Here is a 22,390-nt window from a genome sequence, read left to right on the forward strand (position 1 = left end):
CCGGTTAGGCCCGGGCACGCACAGCCAGGGCGATCAGTAGCGGTATTCTTCGTGCTTGAACGGGCCGTTGACCGGCACGTCGATATAGTCGGCCTGTTTTTCGCTCAGCTTGCTCAGATGCGCACCCACCTTGGCCAGGTGCAGGGAGGCCACTTTTTCGTCCAGCTTCTTGGGCAGGGTATAGACCTTGACCTCGTATTTGCCTTCCGGTGCGGTCCACAGTTCGATCTGGGCCAGCGTCTGGTTTGTGAACGACGCGGACATGACGAAGGACGGATGGCCCGTGGCGTTGCCCAGATTGACCAGCCGGCCTTCGGACAGGACGATCAGGCGCTTGCCATCGGGGAACACGACCTCATCCACCTGCGGCTTGATGTTGTCCCACGTGAAGTTGCGCAGCGCGTCGATCTGGATTTCGGAGTCGAAATGCCCGATGTTGCACACGATGGCGCGGTTCTTCATGGCGCGCATGTGATCAAGGGTGATCACATCCACGTTGCCGGTCGCGGTCACGAAAATATCGCCACGCGGTGCGGCGTCTTCCATGGTGACGACTTCATAGCCTTCCATGGCGGCCTGCAGGGCGCAGATCGGGTCGACCTCGGTCACCAGCACGCGGCAGCCCGCGTTGCGCAGGGACGCGGCGGAACCCTTGCCCACATCGCCATACCCGGCCACGACGGCGACCTTGCCGGCCATCATCACGTCCGTGCCACGGCGGATGGCGTCCACCAGGCTTTCGCGGCAGCCATACAGGTTGTCGAACTTGGACTTGGTCACGCTGTCGTTCACGTTGATGGCGGGAACCTTGAGCGTGCCTTTTTTCTGCATTTCCCACAGGCGGTGCACACCCGTGGTGGTTTCTTCCGACAGGCCGCGCACGTGGTCGAGCAGTTCGGGGTATTTGTCGTGCATCAGCACGGTCAGGTCACCGCCGTCGTCCAGGATCATGTTGGGCGTCCAGCCGTCGGGGCCTTTCACGGTCGCTTCGATACACCACCAGAAATCTTCTTCCGACAGGCCTTTCCAGGCAAAGACCGGAATGCCCGCGGCAGCGATGGCGGCTGCGGCATGGTCCTGGGTGGAGAAGATATTGCAAGACGACCAGCGCACCGTGGCCCCCAGCGCGATCAGTGTTTCGATCAGCACCGCGGTCTGGATGGTCATGTGCAGGCAACCGGCGATCCGCGCACCCTTGAGCGGCTGGCTCTTGCCGAATTCCTCACGCAGCGCCATCAGGCCGGGCATTTCGCCTTCGGCGATGGAAATTTCCTTGCGGCCCCATTCGGCGAGCGAGAGGTCCTTTACCTTGTAGTCGGTCATCTTGTCCTGTCTTCCTGTGCAGATCGTCGGTTTCTATACAGGCTGCGGCGTTTGCTGGCCAGATGAAACCGATGCGCCCGGGGTATGTCCGGGCGGGCCATGGGGCCATGGCCAGAGGGAAGGCTAAGGGCAGGCCAGGGGCAGGCGGAGGGGGCAGGCCGCAGGGCAATACGGGCCAAGCCTTGCCAGAATGGTTTTTTTCTGGTGTCCAAGCCGGACCTGCTTGGGTTGAATTCTGGCAATACCGGGTTGCATGTCATGGTTGTGCTTCGTTCCATCCTGTTCAATGTTGTCGCGTTCGTGCTGACCGGGGTCATGGGGGTGGGGGCTTTTCCCATCCGCTGGTTCATGCGCGCGAAGGCTTTGGCCTATGCCAAGCTGTGGTCGCGCGCGGTGCTGTGGCTGTTTCGCACCCTGTGCGGGGTGCAGGTGCGCGTGACCGGGCTTGAGAACCTGCCCGCATCCGGCCCGGCCCTGATCGCATCGCAACACCAGTCCGCCTTCGACACATTGGTCTGGATGCTGCTTCTGCCCCGGCCGTGCTATGTCATGAAAGGGGAGTTGCGGCGCATTCCGCTGCTGGGCCCCATGCTGGTGCTGGCGGGCATGATGCCGATCGAGCGCGCGGCGGGGGCCAAGGCCCTGCGCCTTTTGCTGCATGGCACGGACAGGGCCATCAAGGCCGGGCGCCAGATCGTGATCTTTCCCGAAGGCACGCGCACCCTCCCGGGCGAGCATGTGGCGCTCAAGCCCGGCATTGCCGCCATGTCCAGCCATGTGGGGCTGCCGGTTATTCCCGTGGCCACCAATTCGGGCCTGTTCTGGGGGCGCAACGCCTTTTTCAAACGCCCCGGCGTGTTGCAGGTGGCCATCGGCCCGGCCGTGGGACCAGCCCGCCGGGCGGACCTTCTGGGCCAGATCGAACAAAGCTGGCGCGGCCTGGAACAGCGTTTTGGCGTTGCGGGATAGGGCGCGGATTGTCGTATGCGCGGGCCCCACAGGGCCGTGCGGATGTCATGTGGACTCTGTGGATGACTTTGTGGATGAATGGTGCTCTGCCCTGATCCGCGCAGGCAGGACAGGCCCTGTGCATAAAAACCGGGACAGGACCATTTATCCTTATAACGCATGGCGAATATGGAATTATTCGCTTTCTGCACGGCAGGAGCGGCAATTTTTTCAATATTTTCGCAAGCCTTCCGCCACGGGACGGCACCGCGCCTACCTTCACGACCCAGGGCGAGAGGTTTGCTGGCGCAATGTGGATATCTTGCCCGGGCTGGGGAAAAACGCTGACCCGCCACAGCTTTCCGGCCGTGTGGCCCGCCCGATGAGACAGCGCGCATGAAGGCGGCCAGCAGCCTGTTCGCCGGGCTTATGGCATCAAGGACCGCCCGGTGGGTAGTGGTGCTGGGTGTTGTAGCCATGACAGGCCTTGTCGGTGCGAATGCCCTGTTCGACAGGCTGGCCACCACGCGGCTTGAACGGCTGGCAACCCGCCCCCCCGCCGGCTGCCGCCTGACCCATGACGGCAGCACCATACTCCGTGGCATGGGGCGGGTCAGGCTCGTTCTGGACCATCCGGCACTGTCCTGCGCCCTGCTCGCGGGGCAGGACAGGGCGGGCAAGCTGATCTACGCGGCCAGCCGGGCGGAACTGACGCTCAGCCCCTGGGCGCCGTCGGGGGTGGCCCTGCGTGTGTACGGAATGCAGATCCTTCAGTCTGGTCCGCCCCAGCCCAACGCGTTCCAGTCGGGGCCGCCGCCCGCCCTGCGCAGCCTGTTGCGCCTTGAGGGCGAGCCGATCGACGTGGTCCTGCCGCATCTGACAACAGGGGCGGGGCAGGGTGTCGTGCAAGCCGCTTTTGTGCATGTGCTGCCCTTTGGCGTTATCCTGCGCGGGCTGGACGGACATGTCCTGTGGAATACCGACGCCACGCCACAGGCCAGCGCCGTGGGGCTCGCCCTTTCAGCGCGGCAGGTCATTATTCCTGCCGGGCAGATGCCATCGGGGCAGGTCGCATTCGAACATGTGCAGGCAGCGTTTTCCATGCCCGGGCCTTTTGTTGTGCCACAGGCCCCCAACGCGGGGGAGGAAAGGCCGCCAATCGCCCAATCCGGTCGGCCACTGGTTTGGCCGCCGCTGCTGGTGCAGCACCTGTCCGGGCAATGGCGGGGCGTTCCCCTTGCGCTGACGGGCCATTTCCTTGGTGGTGACGTTGCAGCCCCCACGGGCGATTTCTGGCTGACCCTGCGTGACTGGAAGCCTTTGGCCCACCTGCTGCGACAGCAGAGCGTGGTGCCGGAACCGCAGATGGACCGGTTTGAGGGCGCACTGGACAGGCTCGCCAGCCAGAGCGGCATGAAGGCGGGGGCGGTCACCGTGCCGCTTATGCTGCGCGCGGGCGAAGTGCGGCTGGGCACGCTGCCGCTTGACGCCGTGCTGCCAGCCCTGCGGGCCGCGAGTAATGCCGCGGTGGGCAATAACTCAACGGGACACTGATCCAGCAGGATAATGATCCGGTGGCGGATAACCTGGGGCATAATCCGCCGACACAATCATGCAGCGGGGGGCGTCAGCCGGCGGGTTGGGGCCGGTCGTGTCAGAATCCGGCGCGTCAAAATCAGGCGCGTCAGAATCCCGCTTCTCAGAAATTGTCCTTTTCCGCCCGCAGCCGGGCGAAGGTCTGGATATCGGGGGCGCGCAGGAAGGGGTTGGTGGCGCGTTCGATCTCCAATGTGCTGGGCACGGTGGGCTGGCCGTCATGGCGCAGGCGGCGCACGGTTTCGATCCGGCTGCGCAGGGCTGCGTTATCGGGGTCCACATGCCGGGCGAAGGCGCTGTTGCTCAGCGTATATTCATGCCCGCAGCACACCAGTGTTTCGGGCGGCAGGGTGTCCAGCCTGTGCAGGCTGTCGAACATCTGGGCGGCCGTGCCTTCGAACAGGCGGCCACAGCCCAGGCTGAACAGCGTATCGCCGCAGAAAAGGACCGGCGGGTCCGAAAAATAATAGCACACATGACCCAGCGTGTGCCCCGGGGTTGCGATAACGCGGCCCATGCTTGCCCCCACGGCCACGCTGTCCCCATCCCTTACGGCTTCATCCAGCCGGGGCATGCGGTCCTGTTCGCTGGCCGGGCCTATCACCCGCGCCCCGTAGCGTTCGCGCAGGGCCTGGGTGCCGCCCGTATGGTCGTGGTGGTGGTGGGTCAGCAGGATCAGGTCCAGCCTGCCACCCCGCAGTTCGATCGCCCGTTCCACAGGCCCTGCCTCTCCGGGGTCGACAATGGCGGTGGTGCCTTCCGTGCTGTCGTGCAGCAACCATGCGTAATTGTCGGACAGAACGGGAATGGCGTGGATTTGCAGGGTCACGGCGGTTCTCCCGGAAATGCGGCGTGCGAAGTGGAGGGGGCCAGGTGGAGCGTGCCATCCGGTGCGCACCATCTGGAGCGGCAGGGTCATGGCTTTGGGCACGGGCCTTATGGTAGGCAGGCACCATGCCCGATGTCACGCAGTCGCCACAGAGTTTTTACACAACCCCGCAAGGGCTTGCCAGCGTCAGCCAGGTGGCGGACGCGATGGTGCGGATCTGGCCGGGTCTGGGCGGGCTGTCCGTCCTGGGGGTGGGGAATGCGGCACCCTACCTGTTCCGTCTGGGTGATTCCGGCACGCGCCGCATTGCCGCATGGACCGCCTGGGATGCGAACACGGACATGCCGCCGGCTTGCCCCGTTCCGGCCTGCATTGCCGATGAATGCGGCCTGCCCTTCCAGGATGGGGAATTCGACCGGCTTGTGCTGGTGCATGCGTTGGGCGCCAGGGCCAATCCGCTGCCCGTCCTGCGGGAGGCCAGCCGGGTCATGAAGGATGACGGGCGGCTGCTTCTTGTCATCCCCAGTCGCCTTGCGGGGCGGGCCAGGCTGCGCAAAACCCCTTTCGGGGCGGATGCGGCATTTACGCGCGGCGGGGTCAGGCAGGTGCTGGCCGCCGCCATGCTGCGCCCCGAACGCTGGGATGAAGCCCTGTTCCTGCCCGTCAGGCCGGGTGCCGGCGCTGGGCGGGGTGGCGTTCTGCCATCCCTGATGGCGCGGCTGGGGGGTGGGTCGTCCACGCATCGTCGCCTGTCGGTCGATCGGATCGGCAGGATCGTGTGTCCCGGGGCGGGAAGCCTGATTCTGGTCGAAGCCGTGCGCGATGTCTATTTCGCACAGCCCGTAACATCGGGCAGGCGCGGGCGGCGCTGGTTCTCCCGCGTTGTGCTGCCCGCAGCGGGTACCGCGCGGCAGGGAGCGCAGGATGATCTGGCACACGGGCCCAGACGGCTTGGGCCCACACGGCTTGGCCTTGAACGGCATGGGCTCGCGCAGCATGGGGCTGAACAGATTGCCATGAACCCCCACGCATGATGTTATCGAAGGGCATGTGGCGGTTTTTTGTGTTGGCAGGGTAGGGCGGTTTCATTCTGGTTTCTTTTGTCACATGTGGTCTGCTGCTTGTGCTGGGCGCGCTGGGTATCCTGTGCGTGCTGCCGCCATCCCTTGCAGGCACGACGCGCCCCTGGCTTGCCGTCTTGCTGCGGCCCGGACTGGCGGGCGGCCTGTGGGGGCTTGCGGGCATAGGCGCCCTGGCGGGTGCCGTGTTCGGGCTTGCGGGCGCGCCGGACTGGTTCCCCGTCTTCGGGCTGGATGGTCCGGCACTTCCCATGCTGGTGCTGCTGGCCTTTATTGGTATCTGCGCCGGGGGCCTGCAAGGCGGAATGCGACCCCGGCAGCATGGAATAATTCAGCCGGCGGGGCAGTTTTCGGGCCAATCCCTGGCGCAGCCCCTGGAACAAGCAACGCATCACGCGCCGGGCGACGGGCCGGTTCAGCAGGGGGACCAGCCATGGAGCGACTCTGTGGCCCAGGCCCGGCCCATGGTGCAGCCATATGGCCAGCCACAGGAAGGCGTGCCATCCACGGGACCGGGGCAAGGCGGGGCGCATGGCCTGGCCTGCGTGCTGGCCGGGTTCGCCTTTCTTGCTTTATCGCCACTTGTGTTCGGTCTTTTCGCCGCCATGGCGCTGGCCCTGCTGGACGGGCGGGGCAGGCGCGCGCTGTGGCTGCCTTTTGCCGTGCTGCCGGTCTGCATTTCGGCCGATAATATCCTTTCCGTCCCGCTGCTGTGCCTCAGCCTTGTGCAGACCGGCTGGGCGGTGTCGGTCCAGAAGGGGCCCGTGGCCCTGCTGCCCGCCTGTATCGGGCTGTTCCTGCTGGGGCGTATCCTGGCGGAAATGGGGATGTTGCCGGTGGGGGAGACGGCGGTGCTCCTGGCGTGCGGGGCGTGGGTGGCCCTGCGCGGCTGCCTGCGGGCGCTGGGTGAACGTTCGGTGCAGGCCATGCTCGGCGGCTTTGCCGCGGCCTGGTATGGCGGGCTGGTGATCGACCTTGTGCTGGCCCTGACATCCGCCCTGGACGGCGCGGATGCCTTTCGCATGGCGGTGGAACTGGGTATGGGCGCACCCCTTCTGGCGTTGCTGGCTGTGCAGTTTCTGGCCGCCCGGCTGGCAGGCGGGTCTTTCGCGGCAGGCGGGGCGGGCGCGGTCGGTATGGCGGGGCGCGGTGGGCGTGTCTTGGCCGGGCTGTGCCTTTGCCAGCTTTCGGCGGCCCCGCCCTTTGGCATTTTTGCAGTTTTGTGGAGCCTGCTGCTGGCGGGGGATTATTCCGTGCAGGGGGCCAGGCCCGTGGTGGCGGTGGGCGTGGTTGTGCTCCTTGCCTTCCAGGCCGGGGTGATCGTGCTGGCAAGCCTCGGCCTGCTGCGGGCCGGGCTGCAACTGGTCCTGCCCCCCGCCGACACATCGGCCGCGCGCGAAACACTGTCTTTTACCCCTGTCCGGGCTGGCCCGGCCGGGGCGTTCGCATGGCCTGGCTGGATCTGTGCCGGGGCGGCGGGCCTTGTCTCGGCCTTTCCGGGTGTGTGGCTGTTCGTCGCGGGCCCCATGGTCGCCCCCACCGCCATGGGGGATGAGCCACTTCCCCTGACAGTGGGGAGCAGTTTTGTCGTGCGTCTGGCCCAGGGGGAAAGCCAGCTTACGCCGCTGCTGGTGCTGGCCGCCATGCTGGGCGCGGTCGCCGTGGCGGCTGTGCTGGTGCGGGCGTTGGGGTTTGTTCCGTTCGGGCAGGGTGTCGTACGCGTGCCGTTCTGGCGGCAGGGGGCCCCCCTTTCTTCCGACGGGCCCGGCGAAGGCCAGGGCGCATCCGTCATGCCGCTATGGCCCGCGGTCATGGGGTTGAGCGGCATGGATACGGGCCGTGGCACGATTGCAGTTACTATGCCGGGCATGATTGCGGGTACGGTTTCAGGCAGGGGCGGGCGGCATGCGCGCAGGGCCCCCGCGCGCGATGTCGCCCGGCGGGGCAGGGTGATGGCGCGCTCCCTGCGGCGCCTGGTTTTTCGTTATACGCAATGGTGCGAAAGCCAGGGCATGGTGCTGGTCGTGCTGCTGCTGGGGCTGGGTTTGCTGGTGGGGCTGTTTGTGGGAACATGAGAGAGGAACCGCAAGGGCGCCACCAGGGTGCCGACAGGATAAAGACATGGCGCTGAAGGCAGGCTGGATCGTGGCCTGGCTGTTCGCATTGGCCGTGCAGGCGGGGCTTATGGTGGTGCTGGCCCCCTGGTTCGCCGGGCTGTGCGAACGCCTGGCAGGGCGTGTCAGCGGGCGGCAGCGCTTCCATGCAGGGGCAGGCTGGCCCGAAATCCACCATCAGGCCCGCAGGCCGGTCCTGCGCGGCCCGGCCGATGCGCTGAATGGCGTGTTCTGTTTTTCCGCACTGGTCCTGGCGGTCCTGGCCTGCGGGCTGGTGCCGGTGTTTGCCCTGACACCCCCGGGTTTTCCCGCCCCCGGCCTGCTGCTGGTGTGCTGCGTGCTGGTTGTGGCCATGCTGCTGCTTGACCTGCCGCTGGCCGTGCAGGGCGGGTTGGGGGCCTATCCCGGCAGTGCCGCCCTGCTGGGCAATGCGCTGCTGCTGCCCGTTCTTTGCCCGGTCATGCTGCTGGCGGGCACGCAGGACCTGTCCACCTTTCTGGCGGGTCTTGCCCCGCTTTCCCCCCTGCGGGACGGCGCACCCTACGTGCTGGCGGGTGTCGCCCTGTTCGTGGTGACAGCCCTGTCCGCCCAGGGGGCGGAGCGCGAAGCCGTGGCAGCACCCCTGGCGGGGCCGGACAGGGCCATGTGGCTGCTGGCGGCGGATTGCGTTCAGCTTTGCTGGGTCAGCCTGGCAGCGGATGTGGCGTGGTCGGCAAGCCTGGCCGGTGTGCCGGGGCAGAATGGGGGGGGCGCCGGCGGGCAGGGCGTGGGGCCGTGGCTGCTGCAATGTGCCGAAGGGGCCGGTCTGTGGCTGGGCAAGCTGGTGGTGGCCGCAGTCATTCTCGCACTCGGGCGGCTGGTTGTGCTGCCGGCCCTGCGCCGCATACGAATCAGGCTTGGGGTGGTTTTTCTCCTGGGTGCGTTGGCCTGGCAGGTGACATGGGCGCTGGCCCCCCAGCCCGTCATGCAGGAAAGCGAGGGCGCCGCACCCGTTCCCGCAGCATCGGACCGCGTGCCCGACGGCCAGGGGGGCCTGTCATGACGCTTGCTGCCATGATCGCGCAGTTGCTTGCCCTGGGCATGGTGGTGTGGGGCATGGGTTTCCTGCCCGCCCTGGGTGTCGCCAGTGCCGCAGCAATGCTTCTGGGCAACCCCGATCCCGTGTGTGAGGCAGCATCCGGCCTGGCCGTGCTGATCGGCGTTCTGCCGCTGGTGTTTCTGAGCCGCTACCAGCCCGATCTCTCGCGCGAAAGCCCGCGGCCCGCGGTGCCGTTCGTGGCCCTTGGGCTGATGGTGCTGTTGCAGTTCACCACCATGCGCGCGGGCGTTGCGGGTTTTCCGGCCGGGCTGTGCATGGCCCTGGCCGGTCTTGTGGCAGTCGCCTGCCGCCAGACACTGGTATGGCAATGGGCGGGGGTGCTGACCTGTGGTGAAGGGGTGCTGCTGTTCGCAACCCAGACCCGGCAGGCCGAGGTTATGGGCGTGGCGGCCCTGGCCTGCGTGATCGTGCTGGTATTTGGCGGGTTCTGCGCGCACCGTACGTTACTGCGCAAGGTCGCAAGCCCGGACACCCGTCCCCCGCCCATGCCCCCGCCGCGCACCGGCACGCCCCACCCGGATGCCGCGCCCTACCATGCGCCCGACCTATCTGCGCGCGCCGAACAGGGCAGCAACCAGCCCATGAACCCGTCCGCGCCCGGCTGGAGGAACTCACAGCCCCCCGAAGGACGGGTCGAGGACGAGCAGGCCTCCGTCCCACTCGCCAGCCAGGACAGGGCGAGTGGTGAGGAAGACTTTTCGCCGCCGGAAGAGTGGACGAAGGGCGAGTCCAACCCGGTCTCATCCGCCAGCCCGGATATGGCAGGTGGTGACGATGAGTTTTCCGGACTGAGAGGATGGACGCGGGGCGAACATGACCCCATCCCACCCGTCAGCCCGGATAGGGCGAGTAGTGACGAAGAATTTTCCCGGCCGGAAGGATGGGCGCAAGGTGAATACGACCCTGCCTCGCCCTCCCGCCTGGATAGGGCGGATGGTAACGAAAGCCGGCCGGGGCCGAAAGAACAGGCGCAGGGCGATGCTGCCACGGCCCAGCCCTGGCATGGTGCGCAAAGCCCGGCCCCGAACCCGGCCCCGGCAGAGGCTGCGCGCGCTGAACCGGCACAGGGCAACCCATGGGGCCATCCCCATGACATATCCGGCGATACGGCTCGTGAGACATCTCCGGGGGCATCCCCAGCAGCACCCCCGCAAGCACCCCCACAGGCATCCCATCACGCAGCGCGCAATCAAGCATGGGATTCCACGCGGGATGAACCATCGGCCGGGGCGGGGGAGCACGCATGATCGCGGGTTTGCAGATAACCGTTTTCCTGGCCGCGCTGGCGTTTGTCTGGCCCTTTGTCGGGGCGGTTATCGTATGCGTGGTTACGGCCCCGCGCGCGCGGGATGTCGCCTTGTGGATGGCGGGCATAGGCTGTGCGCTGGCCATGGCGGTTTTCGTCTTTCCCGCCAGCGGGGGGGCATCCGCCGGGTGGGACGATGATCCGGTGCAGCGGGCGGGGCGGGTAATGCTGGCCTTCGGGCTGTTGCTGAATGTGCTGGACTACGCCCCGGCACTGGCACAGGACCGGCTTTTGCGCACCTTGCCCCATATCTCCACCGCCTTGGCGGGGCTGGCCTGCGTTGCCGCCAACCCCGCGATCGGGCTTGGAATCGTCCAGGTGGCGCTGGCCTGGGGGGTGTTCGTGCTGGCCCGCAGGCCGGGGCAGGCCATGGCGGGCTGGGCGCTTGTTCGCGCGGGTTCGGTGGGCACGTTCCTTGCCCTGTCGGGGCTGATGCTGCCGGCAGGCACGCTGGGGGGCGGGCTGATGATGGCCTGCGGCCTGTCGGTCCTGGCTGGGCTTGCGTTTTTCGGTCCTTCCTGGCGGGATGCGAACAGTCCGCTGCTGTTCGTGCCGCTGGCCGGGGCGGCCCTGTTGCTGGCCATGCGCATGCGCACCCATGGCGGCATGGCGTTCGAAGCCGCATTGGTTGCGGCGGGCCTGCTGTGTCTGTGGCTTACGGCCTGCTCGTCCCGCCTGGCGCAGCGGTGGCACCTGCTGCGCAGTTTCCCGCTGGCGCTGGGGGTCATGGCCGTGGGTGTCGGGGCCGATGTCGCGGCCCTGCTCTTTCTGTGCGGCTGGTGCCTGGCGGGCGGCGGCCGGGCGGGGCAGGGCTGGGCGGTTCGCGCCGTGACGTGTTTTCCACCCGGCGCACCCTTTGTGGGCTGCCTGCTTCTGCTTTCGGTCATGGCGGACTGGTCCTGGCTGGTGGCGGTGCTGAGCGTGGCGGGTGTCCTGATTTGTCTCGCACGGGCCATGCCGGCCCATGTGGGAAAGGAACGGAGGACCGGGCCGATGGATGGTTCATCCTTCCGTGGTGATTCCAATGCCCCCGTCAATGCATCGGGCAACGGGCTGGGCTATCGGTTCTGGCCCGATGATCCGGCGGGGCGGCTGGCCTGCGCGGTGCTGACCGCCATGGGGCTTGTCGCCCCGCTGGCCATGATGCTGGGGGCGTTCTGATGACTGCGGCCTCCCTGATCCGCGCGGGCGCGCAAACGGCCACGCCCTGGCGCTTCGAACTGGACGAACTGGGCTGGCGCGACATGGTGGCAGCCCTTGCCCATGATCACGACAGCCTGCCCTTTGCCGGGCTGTGGTGCGACGGTGTATGTGTCCATGCCCTGTTCCTGCCCCATGGCCAGCCTCTGGCCGCGACCCTGGCGCTGGACGACGGGCGCTATCCCGCCCTGTCGCCCGCCCGGCCGGTCTCCGCCTTTTACGAACGGGCGATTTACGACCTGTACGGCGCCGAGGCCATGTGGGCGGTCGATGTCCGCCCCCTGCTGGACCATGACGTGTGGCTGAACACCGCCCCACTTTCCCCCACACCCGGCATGGCGGGCACGCATAAGGGGCTGGTGCGCTTCCAGCCTGCCGAGGGCCTGCATGCGGATGGGGCGCAAAGGGATGGTTGGGGGCCTGCCACGGGTGGCATGGGCTCGCCCTTTCATGTGGGGCTGGCGGTATCCGGAGGGCGCGTGCTGGGTGCGCAAAGCCAGACCGGCTATGCGCATCGGGGCCTGGCCCTGCGCTGGCGCGGCAGCACGGTGGAGCAGGCCGCCCGCCTGAGCAGCCGCGTGGCCGCGCGGTGTTCCCTGGCGCACCAGGTGGCGTTTTCCTGGGCGGTGGAAGCAGCCTGCGGGCACGCGGCCGGAGTGCCGGCCGAGCATGCACGCGTGGCGTTGCTGGAGATCGAACGGATCGGCCACCATCTTTACACATTGGCCGATGTCGCGGGGCTGGCGGGGGCGGATTTGCCCGCATCGCGCTGCATGATGCTGCGTGAGCGCATTCTGGCCGACGTGGCCCCCATTGTCGGCTCGCGCCTGCTGATGGACACCTGCGTGCCCGGCGGGGTCAGGGTGAAACAGATGGCGCAGATGGCGGAATTATGCAGCCTTGTGCCCGATATCGCCCGGCCCGGCCTTGCCGAACTGAACCAGCTCTGGCGGGACTACCCCGGTCTTGCCACGCGCCTGGCGGGGCTTGGTACCCCTGCGGCCGAGGTCCTGGACCGCACGGGGCTGGATGGTCCCGTCGCCCGGGCGGCAGGGCGGGATTGCGACGTACGGCGCGGCCTTCCCGCTTATGAGGGGCTGTGGCGCTATACGGCGGGCCCGCAGCACGGCACGGCGCAGGACCGGGCCCTGCTGCTGCTCGATGAGATCGCGGAAAGTCTTGGCATGCTGGACAGGCTGGCGGGGCGGATGGGGCCCATAAGCGGGCCCGGTACGCTGAGCCTGCGCGACGGGGAAGGCACGGCCCGGGTAGAAGGACCATGGGGCAGTATTGCGTATTGGGTGCGCCTGCATGAAGGCCGCGTGGCGCAGGTTTTTTACCACACCCCCGAACCGGCCACGCTGATGCTGTTCGAAGATACGCTGCGCGGATGTGCGGCGGACGATATTGCCCTGCTGGCAAGCTCGCTCGGGGTGGAGGTTGCGGCACAGGATGGCTAGGCAGGAAAAAATGGTGGCCGGCAGGATGACAGGGCAACTGGCGGGGGCGCCACCCGATCGGGCGTGTTCCTGCGGGGGAGGTTGGGCATGGGGTTGATGCGCGCGGTCTTCGACATGGCCTTTCGCCCCGGTATGCAGCGCATGAAACCGCAGGGGCCGGGCTGGCCGGTCAGGCTGTTCCATATCGATACGGGCGGGTGCGGCGGCTGCGGGATGGAGCTTCAGGCCCTGTCCTGCGCACCGTTTGACATGCAGGGGGCGGGTTTCGGCTTTGTACACAGCCCCCGCAATGCCGACATGCTGGTCGTGACCGGCCCGCTGACCCGCGCCATGGCCCCGGTCGTGCAAGCCGCGTGGGAGGCCATGCCAGCCCCCAGGGGCCTTGTCTGCGTGGGGGCCTGCGCGCTCGATGGCGGGATGTTCGGTGAAAACTATGCCGTCATGGGCGGGCTTGAGCGCCGCGTGTCCATCGACCTGGCAATTCCGGGCTGCCCGCCCACACCGATGGATGTGCTGGACGGCCTGCGCAGCCTGTTCCGCCCGCCCGTTCCAGCCCCGGATACACAGGGCGGTGTGGCCGCAGGCGGTGCGGATGGCGCAGGGGGCTAGGCCCGCGCGTGACCATTCAGGCGTGGGTGGGTGTTTCGGGCTCTTCGTCGTCCTGCAGGGCTTCTGCCGCCCTTTTCAGCTTCAGGAAGCTGCGGCGGCTGACAGGCAGCATCAGCGTATAGATCACGCCTGCCGCCGCCAGTGCGCCCCAGGGGTCGGCAATCAGGATCACGGCGTAAATGCCCGTACCCAGCATCAGCGGCAGTACGAACTGCACCGGCACCTTGAAGTTCTTGAACGACCAGACCGGCAGGGTCGAAACCAGCAGGAAGGCCGTGCCCGTCAGTGTCAGCCACGGGAGCAGGGGCTGGCGTGTGAATTCGTACAGCCAGTCCAGATTGAGCTTCTGCGCTTCCAGCCCCAGAAAAAGCGGGAACAGGGCAAGCCCCGCCCCGGCAGGCGCGGGCACGCCGGTAAAGAAGTTGGAAGCGTATTTGGGCTTGTGCTCCTCACCATCCAGGCTGGCGTTGAAGCGGGCAAGCCGCAGCGCCATGCAGACCGTAAACAGCATGCACGGCAGGAAGGCGTAGCGGTTGCTGTCCCGCAGCGCCCAGAAATACAGCAGGAAGGATGGCGCCACCCCAAAGCACACGAAGTCCGACAGGCTGTCGAACTCCGCCCCGAACCGGGTGGACCCGCGCAGCAGCCGGGCAATGCGCCCGTCCAGCCCGTCGATAAAGGCTGAAAGCAGCAGGGCGGCGGCCGCGGCCTGGAAACGGCCGTCAACGGCAAAGCGCATGCCGTTCAGCCCGGCGCACAGCCCCAGCATGGTCAGGATATTGGGGATAAGGCGGTTAAAGGACGGCCCCCGGCTTTTCGTGCGGATGCGCCGCTTCAACTTGCGGCGGCGGGGCGCGGTTTTCCCGTCGGGGGAAAGGGGGGCGGGCTGCGGAGCGGGGGCGGGAAGAGACACGGCGGTTTTCAGAGACGGGCCATAACGGTTTCGCCGCCGACCATGGTCTGGCCTACGCTGACCAGCGGTTCAACCCCCGGCGGCAGGTACAGGTCGGTGCGCGAGCCAAAGCGGATCAGCCCGAAGCGTTCGCCCGCTTCCACCTTCATGCCCTCGGTCACGGAACAGACAATGCGCCGCGCGACCAGGCCCGCGATCTGGACAACCGCCATCATGCGGCCATCGGGCAGGGTCAGGCTGAGCGCATTACGTTCGTTCTGCTCGGACGCCTTGTCCAGGCTTGCGTTCAGGAACAGGCCGGGGTGGTAGGCAATGGCCGTGACGGTGCCCGCGGCCGGCATGCGGTTGACATGCACGTCCAGCACCGAAAGGAAGGTGGCAATGCGCCAGACAGGCGTCGTGCCCATGTTCAGTTCCCTGGGCGGGGCTATTTTTTCAACCGAGACGATATGCCCGTCGGCTGGGGCCACGGCAATATCGGCCCGCGCGGGTGTCACGCGTTCGGGGTCACGGAAGAAATACAGGCAGAAGCCGAAAAATCCCATGCTGGCATGTCCGGCGCGGCGCAGCATGGGGCAGGACAGCTTGCGGCCCGCCCAATAGGTGACAAGGGCGGATGCCGCGGATGCCAGCAGAAAAGGCCGGGCTTCCGGGTGGGGACGCGCGACGACAAGCTTGAGAGATTGGAGCAGAGACATGGTTCAATCCTTACCCGAAGGCCCTGAATGGCAAAAAGCCCGAATGAAGCGAAAAGGTGGAAAGGAACGCGCGGTTCCCCTCCGACCCGGGCCGACCGGTCAGGCCAGTTCCTTCAGTGTTTCGCGCACGGCGGCAAAAGCGGCATCCGCGGCCTGGCCGTCCGGCCCGCCCGCCTGGGCCATGTCGCGCCGACCGCCACCGCCCTTGCCGCCCATGGCCACACTGGCCGCGCGCACCAGGGCCACGGCATCGGCCTTGTCGGCAAAAGCGGGGGCCACGGCCGCGACAACGCTGCCCTTGCCCTCGGCGGTGGAAATCAGCACCACCACATCCGCGTTGCCCTGCTTGAGAATGGTCTCGGCCAAGCCCTTGAGTTCACGCGGCGGGGTTTCACCCACATTGCGGGTGGCAAGCCGTATGGCGCCGATCTGCTCCACCCCGGCAGCCGCCACCGTGCCGGTGGCCAACTGGCGTTGCAGGTTGGCGATCTGGCGTTCCATGGCGCGGCGTTCATCCAGCAGGCTGGCAAGCCGTTCGGGGGCTTCGGCCAGGCCCACCTTCATCATGGCGGCCATCTGGGCCAGGCGCTGTTCGTTGGCAGCGGTCAGGGCTTCGGCCGCCTTGCCCGCCACGGCTTCGATCCGGCGCACCCCGGCCGAAACCCCGCTTTCGGAGACGATACGGAACTGCCCGATATCCCCCGTGCGGCCGACATGCGTGCCGCCGCACAGTTCCATGGACCACGCGCTGCGTGTGTCATCGCCCGGGCCCATGGCGACCACGCGCACCTCGTCCCCGTATTTTTCACCGAACAGGGCTGTCGCCCCTTCGGCCACCGCTTCCTCCGGCGTCATGGAGCGGGTGGAAACCTGCGCGTTCTCGCGAATGCGGTGGTTCACCTCGGCTTCGATATCGGCCAGTTCGGCAGCATCGATCGGGCGCGGCTGGCTGACATCGAACCGCAGGCGATCGGGCGTGTTCAGGCTGCCTTTCTGGGCCACATGCTGGCCTAAGCGGCGGCGCAGGGCTTCATGCAGCAGGTGGGTGGCCGAATGGTGGGCGCGAATGGCCGCGCGCCGGTCATGGTCGATCGTGGCGGTTACCGCAACACCCGGGCGCAGCGTGCCTTCCACCACCGTGCCGATATGCACGATCAGGTCGCCCGCTTTCTTCTGGGTGTCGGTCACGGCCATTTTCAGCCCGGGGGCCGTCAGAAAACCGGTATCGCCCGCCTGGCCGCCGCTTTCGCCGTAAAAGGGTGTCTGGTTGAGCAGAACCGCGACCTGCGACCCCACCGGGGCTTCGGGCAGGAAGGCATTGCCCGCGATCACGGCCAGGACCTCACCATCCGCCTGTTCGGTGGAATAGCCCAGGAATTCGGACGCGCCGAACTTGTCACGCGCTTCGAACCAGACAGTCTCGACCGCCGCATCGCCCGAGCCGGCCCAGGCGGCGCGCGCACGCTGGCGCTGGACGGCCATGGCGTCTTCAAAGCCCTGAACGTCCACCTCATGCCCGCTTCCACGCAGGGCGTCCTGCGTCAGGTCGAGCGGGAAGCCGAACGTGTCGTACAGGCGGAAGGCGACCTCACCGGGCAAGGCCGCGCCGGGCACAAGCCGGGTCTTTTCCTCGTCCAGCAGGTGCAGGCCGCGTTCGAGCATGGCCTTGAAGCGTTCTTCCTCCCCGCGCATGGTCTCGCGGATCAGGGCTTCGCCATGCACCAGTTCAGGGTAGGCGCCACCCATCTGCTGCACCAGGGAGGGCAGCAGGCGGTAGAAAACAGGCTCCTTCGTGCCCATCATGTGCAGGTGGCGCATGGCCCGGCGCATGATGCGGCGCAGCACATAGCCGCGCCCGTCCTTGGCGGGCAGCACACCATCGGCAATCAGGAACGCGCTGGAGCGCAGGTGGTCGGCCACCACGCGGTGGCTGGCCTTGAACGGGCCGTCCACCGCCTGATGCGTCACATCGGCGGAAGCCTGCGTAAGGGCCACGAACGTGTCCGTGTCGTAGTTGTCGCGCTTGCCCTGCATGATGGCGGCAAAGCGTTCCAGCCCCATGCCCGTGTCGATGGACGGGCGGGGCAGGGGGGAGCGCACGCCCGGCGGGTCCTCGAAATACTGCATGAACACGAGGTTCCAGATTTCGACGAACCGGTCGCCATCCTCATCGGGGGAGCCGGGGGGGCCGCCGGGCACGTCCGGGCCGTGGTCGTAGAAGATTTCCGAACAGGGGCCGCAGGGGCCGGTATCGCCCATGCGCCAGAAATTGTCCGATGTGGCGATGCGGATGATACGGCTGTCGTCCAGCCCGGCGATGGAACGCCACAGGCCGGCGGCTTCCTCGTCATCCGCGAAGACCGTGACCAGCAGTTTTTCAGGCGGCAGGCCGAAATTTTGGGTGACCAGCTTCCAGGCGAATTCGATCGCTTCGGCCTTGAAATAGTCGCCGAAGGAGAAGTTGCCCATCATTTCGAAAAACGTGTGGTGCCGCGCGGTGTAGCCCACGTTATCGAGGTCGTTGTGCTTGCCGCCTGCGCGCACCACCTTCTGGGCCGTGGTGGCGCGGGAATAGGGGCGGGTTTCCTGCCCGGTAAAGACGTTCTTGAACTGTACCATGCCCGCATTGGTGAAAAGCAGGGTCGGGTCGTTCCTGGGGACGAGGGACGACGAAGGTACGATCTGGTGCCCGTTGCTGGCAAAATACTCCAGGAAAGCGGTGCGGATTTCATTTGTTGTCAGCATGGCGTGGGGCGGAAAGTCCTGCAACGGGGTTGGGCATGTGATGGCTGAAAGACGGAAATCCGCTCTCACGGCCATTGAAAGTGACGGGCACGTTCTAATTCGGCCCGAAATGTAGCGCAGCCAGCGCTTCTCCGAAAGAGGGCAGCGTTACGGAGCCACGCGGCGCACGGGTTCGGGGGCGGGGGGCTGGGGGTTTGCGGTGGGTTGTTCAGGGCAGTTGGCGGCTGGATGTTCACGAAAAACCATTTTCTGGCAGATGTGAAAATTGCTGAACAGGCCAGCCAGTGCACCGGCTGCCAGGGCCACGACCGGATAGTGCCGGCAAAGCGGAAAAAGAAGGAACAGCGTATAGACAGTGCCGCGATTGAGCAGGAATCCCAGGCTGTTGGTGGTCAGAAAACGCAGCCACTGGACCAGGATATGCTGGTGCAGACCGACCCCCCTGAAGGTCCATAGCCGGTTTAAAAACCAGTTCGCGGTCGCGGCAATGAAATAGGCCGCAAGTGTGGCAAGCGTCAGACCCAGCAGCGGGCGCAACGCATAAACCGATCCCGTATCCCAAACGAGGCCCAGGGTGCCCACCACCCCGAACTTGAACAGGCGCAGGGCTTTTTGCTTGTCGGGGATTTGGCGCAGGAGTGAGGTCATGATCCATCGAAAACGCTGGGGGGCGCGGAAAGGCTACAGGATGACGAAGCGTTTTCCATAAAAAAAGAGGTGCGCGAACGCACCTCTTTTCTCTGTAACAAACCGGAGACAGACCGATTAGTGGAGGATGATTTCCACGCGACGGTTCTGGGGCTCACGGGTGTTCGGGCCGGTCGGCACCAGCGGGTGGGCTTCACCGTAGCCGTGGATGTCGATGGCGGAAGCCGGGACACCGTCACGGATCAGTTCGGCCTTCACGCTGTTGGCGCGACGCACGGACAGATCAAGGTTATACTTCTCACCACGCGGGCCGGGATGGGCCGAGGAGTTGTCGGTATAGCCGTTGACTTCGATGCGGGTCGTCTGGACGTGGGTGGAAGCCTGGGCGGCTTCTGCCACGATCTGACGGGCGCGAGCGGTCAGGTCAGACTTGTCCCAATCGAAGAACACCAGGTACGAACGGGCCGGCAGGGGAGCCGGAGCCGCAACGACCGGAGCCGGCGGGGGCGGCGGGGGAGCCGTGTCGAACGCATAGCGCAGACCCAGGATGAACTGGTGGTTGAAGCGCTGGTCGAAGTTCACGTGCCCGGAAGAACGCGCACCCGTCGCGGAAACGGCGGAATACTGATAGGCGCCGTCCATGAAGGAGCCCGGCTGGCCGATCATGCGGTATTCCGTGGTGATCTGGAAGCCCGGGATGCCTGTGTCATACGCAGCACCGACAATACCCTGGTAGGCGAAGCCACCGTTCGTGCCGCCGATATGCGTGTAACCGCCGCCCTGGAAGTTCGTCTGGACGGGGTTGTAGTGCTGCCACAGGTAGCCCGCGCCGACACCGACAAACGGCGTGACAGGTGCGTCGATACCGAACTGCTTCAGGTCGATGTCATACAGCACGTTCACGAAACCGCCATACGCCTGGTCGGAGCTGCGGGTATGACCCGGAATGCTCGTGCCGGGGCGATGGTCGATGTTGGAGTAGTTGTAGGCCCCTTCGATTTCAGCGCGCAGACCGTTGCCGAAGCCCCAGCCGAAAGCACCGAAACCGGTGAAACCGGTGTTGTGGCGGAACTGGGAAGACCCGCCGCCGGGCGGATCGCCGGCGAGGTGAGCGTGCTGGTTCTGAACAAGGTTGTAACCACCGCCCACGTTGACATACGGGCCTGTAATCGTGGTGGCGAATGCGGCCGCAGGAGCCGCTGCCATCAATGTCGTTGCAAGTAACGCCGTGCGGAGACGCATTTTTTCGTCCTCAATATTTTCATCTGTTTGACCTGCCCCCAACCATTTGGTTGGCAAATCCAGCAAGATGCTTAAAGCCGTTATAAAACGATCAGTTCCCTGATAGGAACCCGAAGTTTCACGCTATGCCGCATAACAAGTCATAAGCGTGCTTTATCTGCAACAGTTCATTCCGAGGTTCGAATATGTTGTCACTGCATGCAGCTTACCACAGGTCTAGCGGAAACAGCCTAACATATTGCAAACGCAACTGTTGAAGTCTCTCTCGTGCGAGATTGAGGCGGAATTGAGGCGGGGTGACACTTTTACAACGACCGCCCCGCCCAATGGCGGTTTTCCGCCATGATTCAGGCAGTTGCGCCATCTGCCAGAAGAACCTCGCGCACCTGCTCGGCCGGTACGTCGCGCGTGGTGAAGGCACGTGCGATTCCACGCACCAGCACGAAGGACAGTTTTCCGTCCTGCATTTTCTTGTCTCTCTGCATATGGGCCATCAGGTCCGTTATGCGAAAACTGTATGGTAGGTCACGAATATGCGCGGGCATGCCCAGCGATTCCAGATGCGTGACCACGCGGTCCAGATCGGCCTTGGGGCACAGCCCCAGCCGGACGGACAGGCTGAAGGCCAGGGTCAGCCCGATGGACACGGCCTCCCCATGCAGAAGGCGTCCGTCATACCCAAGCTCCGCCTCCAGAGCGTGACCGAAGGTATGGCCCAGATTCAGCAGGGCGCGACCGTCGGATTTCTGTTCTTCCCGTTCGTCGGCGGCGACCACGCGGGCCTTGAAGGCGCAGGCCTGCCTTACGGCCTCGGCCAGGCATTCGGGGTCCTGGGCCAGAACGGCGGCACCGTTCTTTTCGCACCATTCGAACAGGGATTCGTCACCGATCAGGCCTGATTTCACAATTTCGGCATAACCTGCGACCAGCTCCCGGCGGGGCAGGGTGGCCAGGGCCGAAACATCGGCCAGCACGCAAAGCGGCTGGTGAAACGCCCCGATCAGATTCTTGCCCCAGCGCGAGTTGATTCCGGTCTTCCCGCCCACGGACGAATCGACCTGTGAAAGCAGCGTGGTGGGAATTTGCACAAAGGGCAGGCCGCGCAGCGTGGTGGCCGCAACAAAGCCCGCAAGATCCCCCACGACCCCGCCACCCAGGGCGATGACGGTGGTCCGGCGTTCCACCCCGTGTTCGAGAATCGCATCGGTCAGGCGCTGGTATGTCGCAAGGCTTTTGCTGTGTTCGCCCGGGGCGATCGTCAGGGCGCGCGAGGCAATGCCCGTCTCGCCCAGGGCTGACTGCAGCTTGTCCAGGTAAAGGGCGCCGACGGTCTCGTCGGTGATGATGATCGTATCCTTGCGCGGCAGCACGGGGGCCAGCAGGGCACCCGCCCGGCTGATGAGATCGCTGCCGATCACCACGTCATAGGTGTTGCGCGCCAGGGCCACGGGCAGGCGCAGCGGGCGGCGTGACAGGGCAAGCGCTTCCATCACGCGGGTGGTGGTGTAGTCCACGTTGTTATCTCCGCAATCAACGGTAATGTCGGCTTCGGCATAGACAGGGTGGCGGATGGTCATGAGCCGGTCCAGCACATCGCGCGGGGAAGCGGTATTGAGCAGCGGACGGTGCGTACGCCCGGCCACCCGGCGCAGCAGCACCGGCAGGGGGCAGCGCAGCCAGACGGAAACGGCCTTCTCCCGCACCAAAGCCCGCGTGCTTTCGGTCATGAACGCACCACCGCCCGTGGCCAGCACCATGGGCGGGCCTTCGAGCAGGCGACGGATGACGCGCCTTTCGCCGTCGCGGAACGCGGCTTCGCCATACAGGCGGAACACGTCGGCAATGGAACAGCCCGCAGCGCGCTCGATTTCGATATCCGCATCGACAAAAGGCAGGCCAAGGCGGGTGGCCAGGTGGCGGCCGATCGTGGTCTTGCCCGCACCCATCAGGCCGACCAGCACGATACTGCGCCCTGACGGCAGGACGCTGTGGGCGTGGTCACGGACGATGCGTTCCAGGTCGAGCGGGACGGGCGGCGGGTCCACGGTTTCGGGGGGAGGGAGAGAGATACGTGATGACATGATACGCAGCTTAACATAGAGCAGGAGGAACACACCTATATCTGTTATCAGGGGAGCCTGCCTTTATGAACCGCGCGGTTCTGATCGTTTTTACCGTTGTGATCGTCGGCCTGCTTGGTGGTTTCGTGGCATTGGGCCTGACAGGTCGCCCCCCGGTGCCCCAGCCTGTGCACCACGCCGTGGCCCTGCCCCCCGCCCCGGCCGAGAGCCTGCCCGCGGCAAGCCTGCCGGTGGTGCCCGCAGCCCCTGCGACAGTTCCCGTCATGGCCCCCGTGGTGCCGACGGCCCCTGCCCAGCCGGCTCTGACCCAGCCGAATCTGACCCAGTCGCCTGCCCAGATTCCCGCAGGTCAGATTCCGTCTGGCCCGGCAGCCCAGCCCGTCCAGTCGGCCCCTGCGCAATCGTCTCTTCCCGCTGCGGCCCCGGCCCCCGCCCATCCGTGATGGGGAAGGGGCAGGTGCCTGACCGGTGGGGCCCGCCCGTGCCGAGGCTGCCGAGTC

18 protein-coding genes are annotated in these 22,390 nt (G+C 66.2%); 10 read left to right on the forward strand and 8 right to left on the reverse strand.

Annotated elements, in window-relative coordinates; genetic code table 11:
• Positions 1-33: 33 nt before the first annotated feature.
• Positions 34-1,323 (reverse strand): adenosylhomocysteinase, encoded by a 1,290-nt coding sequence (gene ahcY / locus J2D77_RS01245; RefSeq protein ID WP_207844308.1) that lies wholly within the window; start codon positions 1,321-1,323, stop codon positions 34-36.
• Between the two features lie 258 nt (positions 1,324-1,581).
• Here ahcY and J2D77_RS01250 point away from each other — a divergent pair, with 258 nt between their 5' ends.
• Positions 1,582-2,292 (forward strand): lysophospholipid acyltransferase family protein, encoded by a 711-nt coding sequence (locus J2D77_RS01250; RefSeq protein ID WP_207844978.1) that lies wholly within the window; start codon positions 1,582-1,584, stop codon positions 2,290-2,292.
• A gap of 375 nt (positions 2,293-2,667) precedes the next feature.
• On the forward strand, positions 2,668-3,825 hold the full coding sequence (locus J2D77_RS01255) for a DUF2125 domain-containing protein (RefSeq protein WP_207844310.1): 1,158 nt from the start codon (positions 2,668-2,670) through the stop codon (positions 3,823-3,825).
• Positions 3,826-3,970: 145 nt separating this feature from the next.
• Here the strand turns inward: J2D77_RS01255 and gloB are convergent, their stop codons facing one another.
• Positions 3,971-4,696 carry a hydroxyacylglutathione hydrolase gene (gene gloB / locus J2D77_RS01260; RefSeq protein WP_207844312.1) on the reverse strand — a complete coding sequence of 242 codons (726 nt, stop codon included), beginning with the start codon at positions 4,694-4,696 and terminating at the stop codon, positions 3,971-3,973.
• Positions 4,697-4,821: 125 nt separating this feature from the next.
• Here gloB and J2D77_RS01265 point away from each other — a divergent pair, with 125 nt between their 5' ends.
• The 7 genes from J2D77_RS01265 (at position 4,822) to J2D77_RS01295 (ending at position 13,563) form a co-directional block, all read left to right on the forward strand.
• On the forward strand, positions 4,822-5,730 hold the full coding sequence (locus J2D77_RS01265; RefSeq protein ID WP_207844314.1) for a class I SAM-dependent methyltransferase: 909 nt from the start codon (positions 4,822-4,824) through the stop codon (positions 5,728-5,730).
• 89 nt (positions 5,731-5,819) lie between these two features.
• The gene (locus tag J2D77_RS01270) at positions 5,820-7,850 is read left to right on the forward strand and encodes a hypothetical protein (protein WP_207844316.1); all 2,031 of its coding nucleotides are present in this window, start codon (positions 5,820-5,822) and stop codon (positions 7,848-7,850) included.
• A 46-nt stretch (positions 7,851-7,896) separates the two neighbouring features.
• Positions 7,897-8,931, forward strand: a complete 1,035-nt coding sequence (locus J2D77_RS01275; RefSeq protein WP_207844318.1) for a hypothetical protein — start codon at positions 7,897-7,899, stop codon at positions 8,929-8,931.
• Complete coding sequence (locus tag J2D77_RS01280; RefSeq protein ID WP_207844320.1) at positions 8,928-10,235, forward strand: hypothetical protein; 1,308 nt, start codon at positions 8,928-8,930, stop codon at positions 10,233-10,235. Before J2D77_RS01275 ends, J2D77_RS01280 begins: the two co-directional genes overlap by 4 nt.
• Positions 10,232-11,455 carry a hypothetical protein gene (locus J2D77_RS01285; protein ID WP_207844321.1) on the forward strand — a complete coding sequence of 408 codons (1,224 nt, stop codon included), beginning with the start codon at positions 10,232-10,234 and terminating at the stop codon, positions 11,453-11,455. The genes J2D77_RS01280 and J2D77_RS01285 overlap by 4 nt, the downstream gene beginning before the upstream one ends.
• On the forward strand, positions 11,455-12,954 hold the full coding sequence (locus tag J2D77_RS01290; protein WP_207844323.1) for an NADH-quinone oxidoreductase subunit D-related protein: 1,500 nt from the start codon (positions 11,455-11,457) through the stop codon (positions 12,952-12,954). Before J2D77_RS01285 ends, J2D77_RS01290 begins: the two co-directional genes overlap by 1 nt.
• A gap of 87 nt (positions 12,955-13,041) precedes the next feature.
• A complete protein-coding gene (locus tag J2D77_RS01295) occupies positions 13,042-13,563 on the forward strand; it encodes an NADH-quinone oxidoreductase subunit B family protein (RefSeq protein ID WP_207844325.1) in 522 nt (173 codons plus the stop codon).
• A gap of 16 nt (positions 13,564-13,579) precedes the next feature.
• On the opposite strand, the gene J2D77_RS01300 is transcribed toward J2D77_RS01295, so the two are convergent.
• The 6 genes from J2D77_RS01300 to aroB all read right to left on the reverse strand — a co-directional run bounded on the left by J2D77_RS01300 (position 13,580) and on the right by aroB (position 21,890).
• The gene (locus J2D77_RS01300; RefSeq protein WP_207844327.1) at positions 13,580-14,476 is read right to left on the reverse strand and encodes a CDP-alcohol phosphatidyltransferase family protein; all 897 of its coding nucleotides are present in this window, start codon (positions 14,474-14,476) and stop codon (positions 13,580-13,582) included.
• Between the two features lie 8 nt (positions 14,477-14,484).
• Entirely contained in the window at positions 14,485-15,174 is a 690-nt protein-coding gene (locus tag J2D77_RS01305) for a phosphatidylserine decarboxylase (RefSeq protein WP_207844329.1), read from the reverse strand.
• A gap of 99 nt (positions 15,175-15,273) precedes the next feature.
• Positions 15,274-17,919 (reverse strand): alanine--tRNA ligase, encoded by a 2,646-nt coding sequence (gene alaS / locus J2D77_RS01310; RefSeq protein ID WP_207844331.1) that lies wholly within the window; start codon positions 17,917-17,919, stop codon positions 15,274-15,276.
• 147 nt (positions 17,920-18,066) lie between these two features.
• Positions 18,067-18,567, reverse strand: coding sequence for a GtrA family protein (locus tag J2D77_RS01315; protein WP_207844333.1), 501 nt, complete (start codon positions 18,565-18,567; stop codon positions 18,067-18,069).
• Between the two features lie 117 nt (positions 18,568-18,684).
• On the reverse strand, positions 18,685-19,809 hold the full coding sequence (locus J2D77_RS01320; protein WP_207844979.1) for an OmpA family protein: 1,125 nt from the start codon (positions 19,807-19,809) through the stop codon (positions 18,685-18,687).
• Positions 19,810-20,156: 347 nt separating this feature from the next.
• Positions 20,157-21,890, reverse strand: a complete 1,734-nt coding sequence (gene aroB, locus J2D77_RS01325; protein ID WP_207844335.1) for a 3-dehydroquinate synthase — start codon at positions 21,888-21,890, stop codon at positions 20,157-20,159.
• Between the two features lie 65 nt (positions 21,891-21,955).
• On the opposite strand from aroB, the gene J2D77_RS01330 reads away from it, so the two are divergent.
• Positions 21,956-22,333, forward strand: coding sequence for a hypothetical protein (locus tag J2D77_RS01330; RefSeq protein ID WP_207844337.1), 378 nt, complete (start codon positions 21,956-21,958; stop codon positions 22,331-22,333).
• Positions 22,334-22,390: the final 57 nt, after the last annotated feature.

This window comes from Acetobacter garciniae (genome assembly GCF_017377735.1).
Lineage (GTDB): Bacteria > Pseudomonadota > Alphaproteobacteria > Acetobacterales > Acetobacteraceae > Acetobacter > Acetobacter garciniae.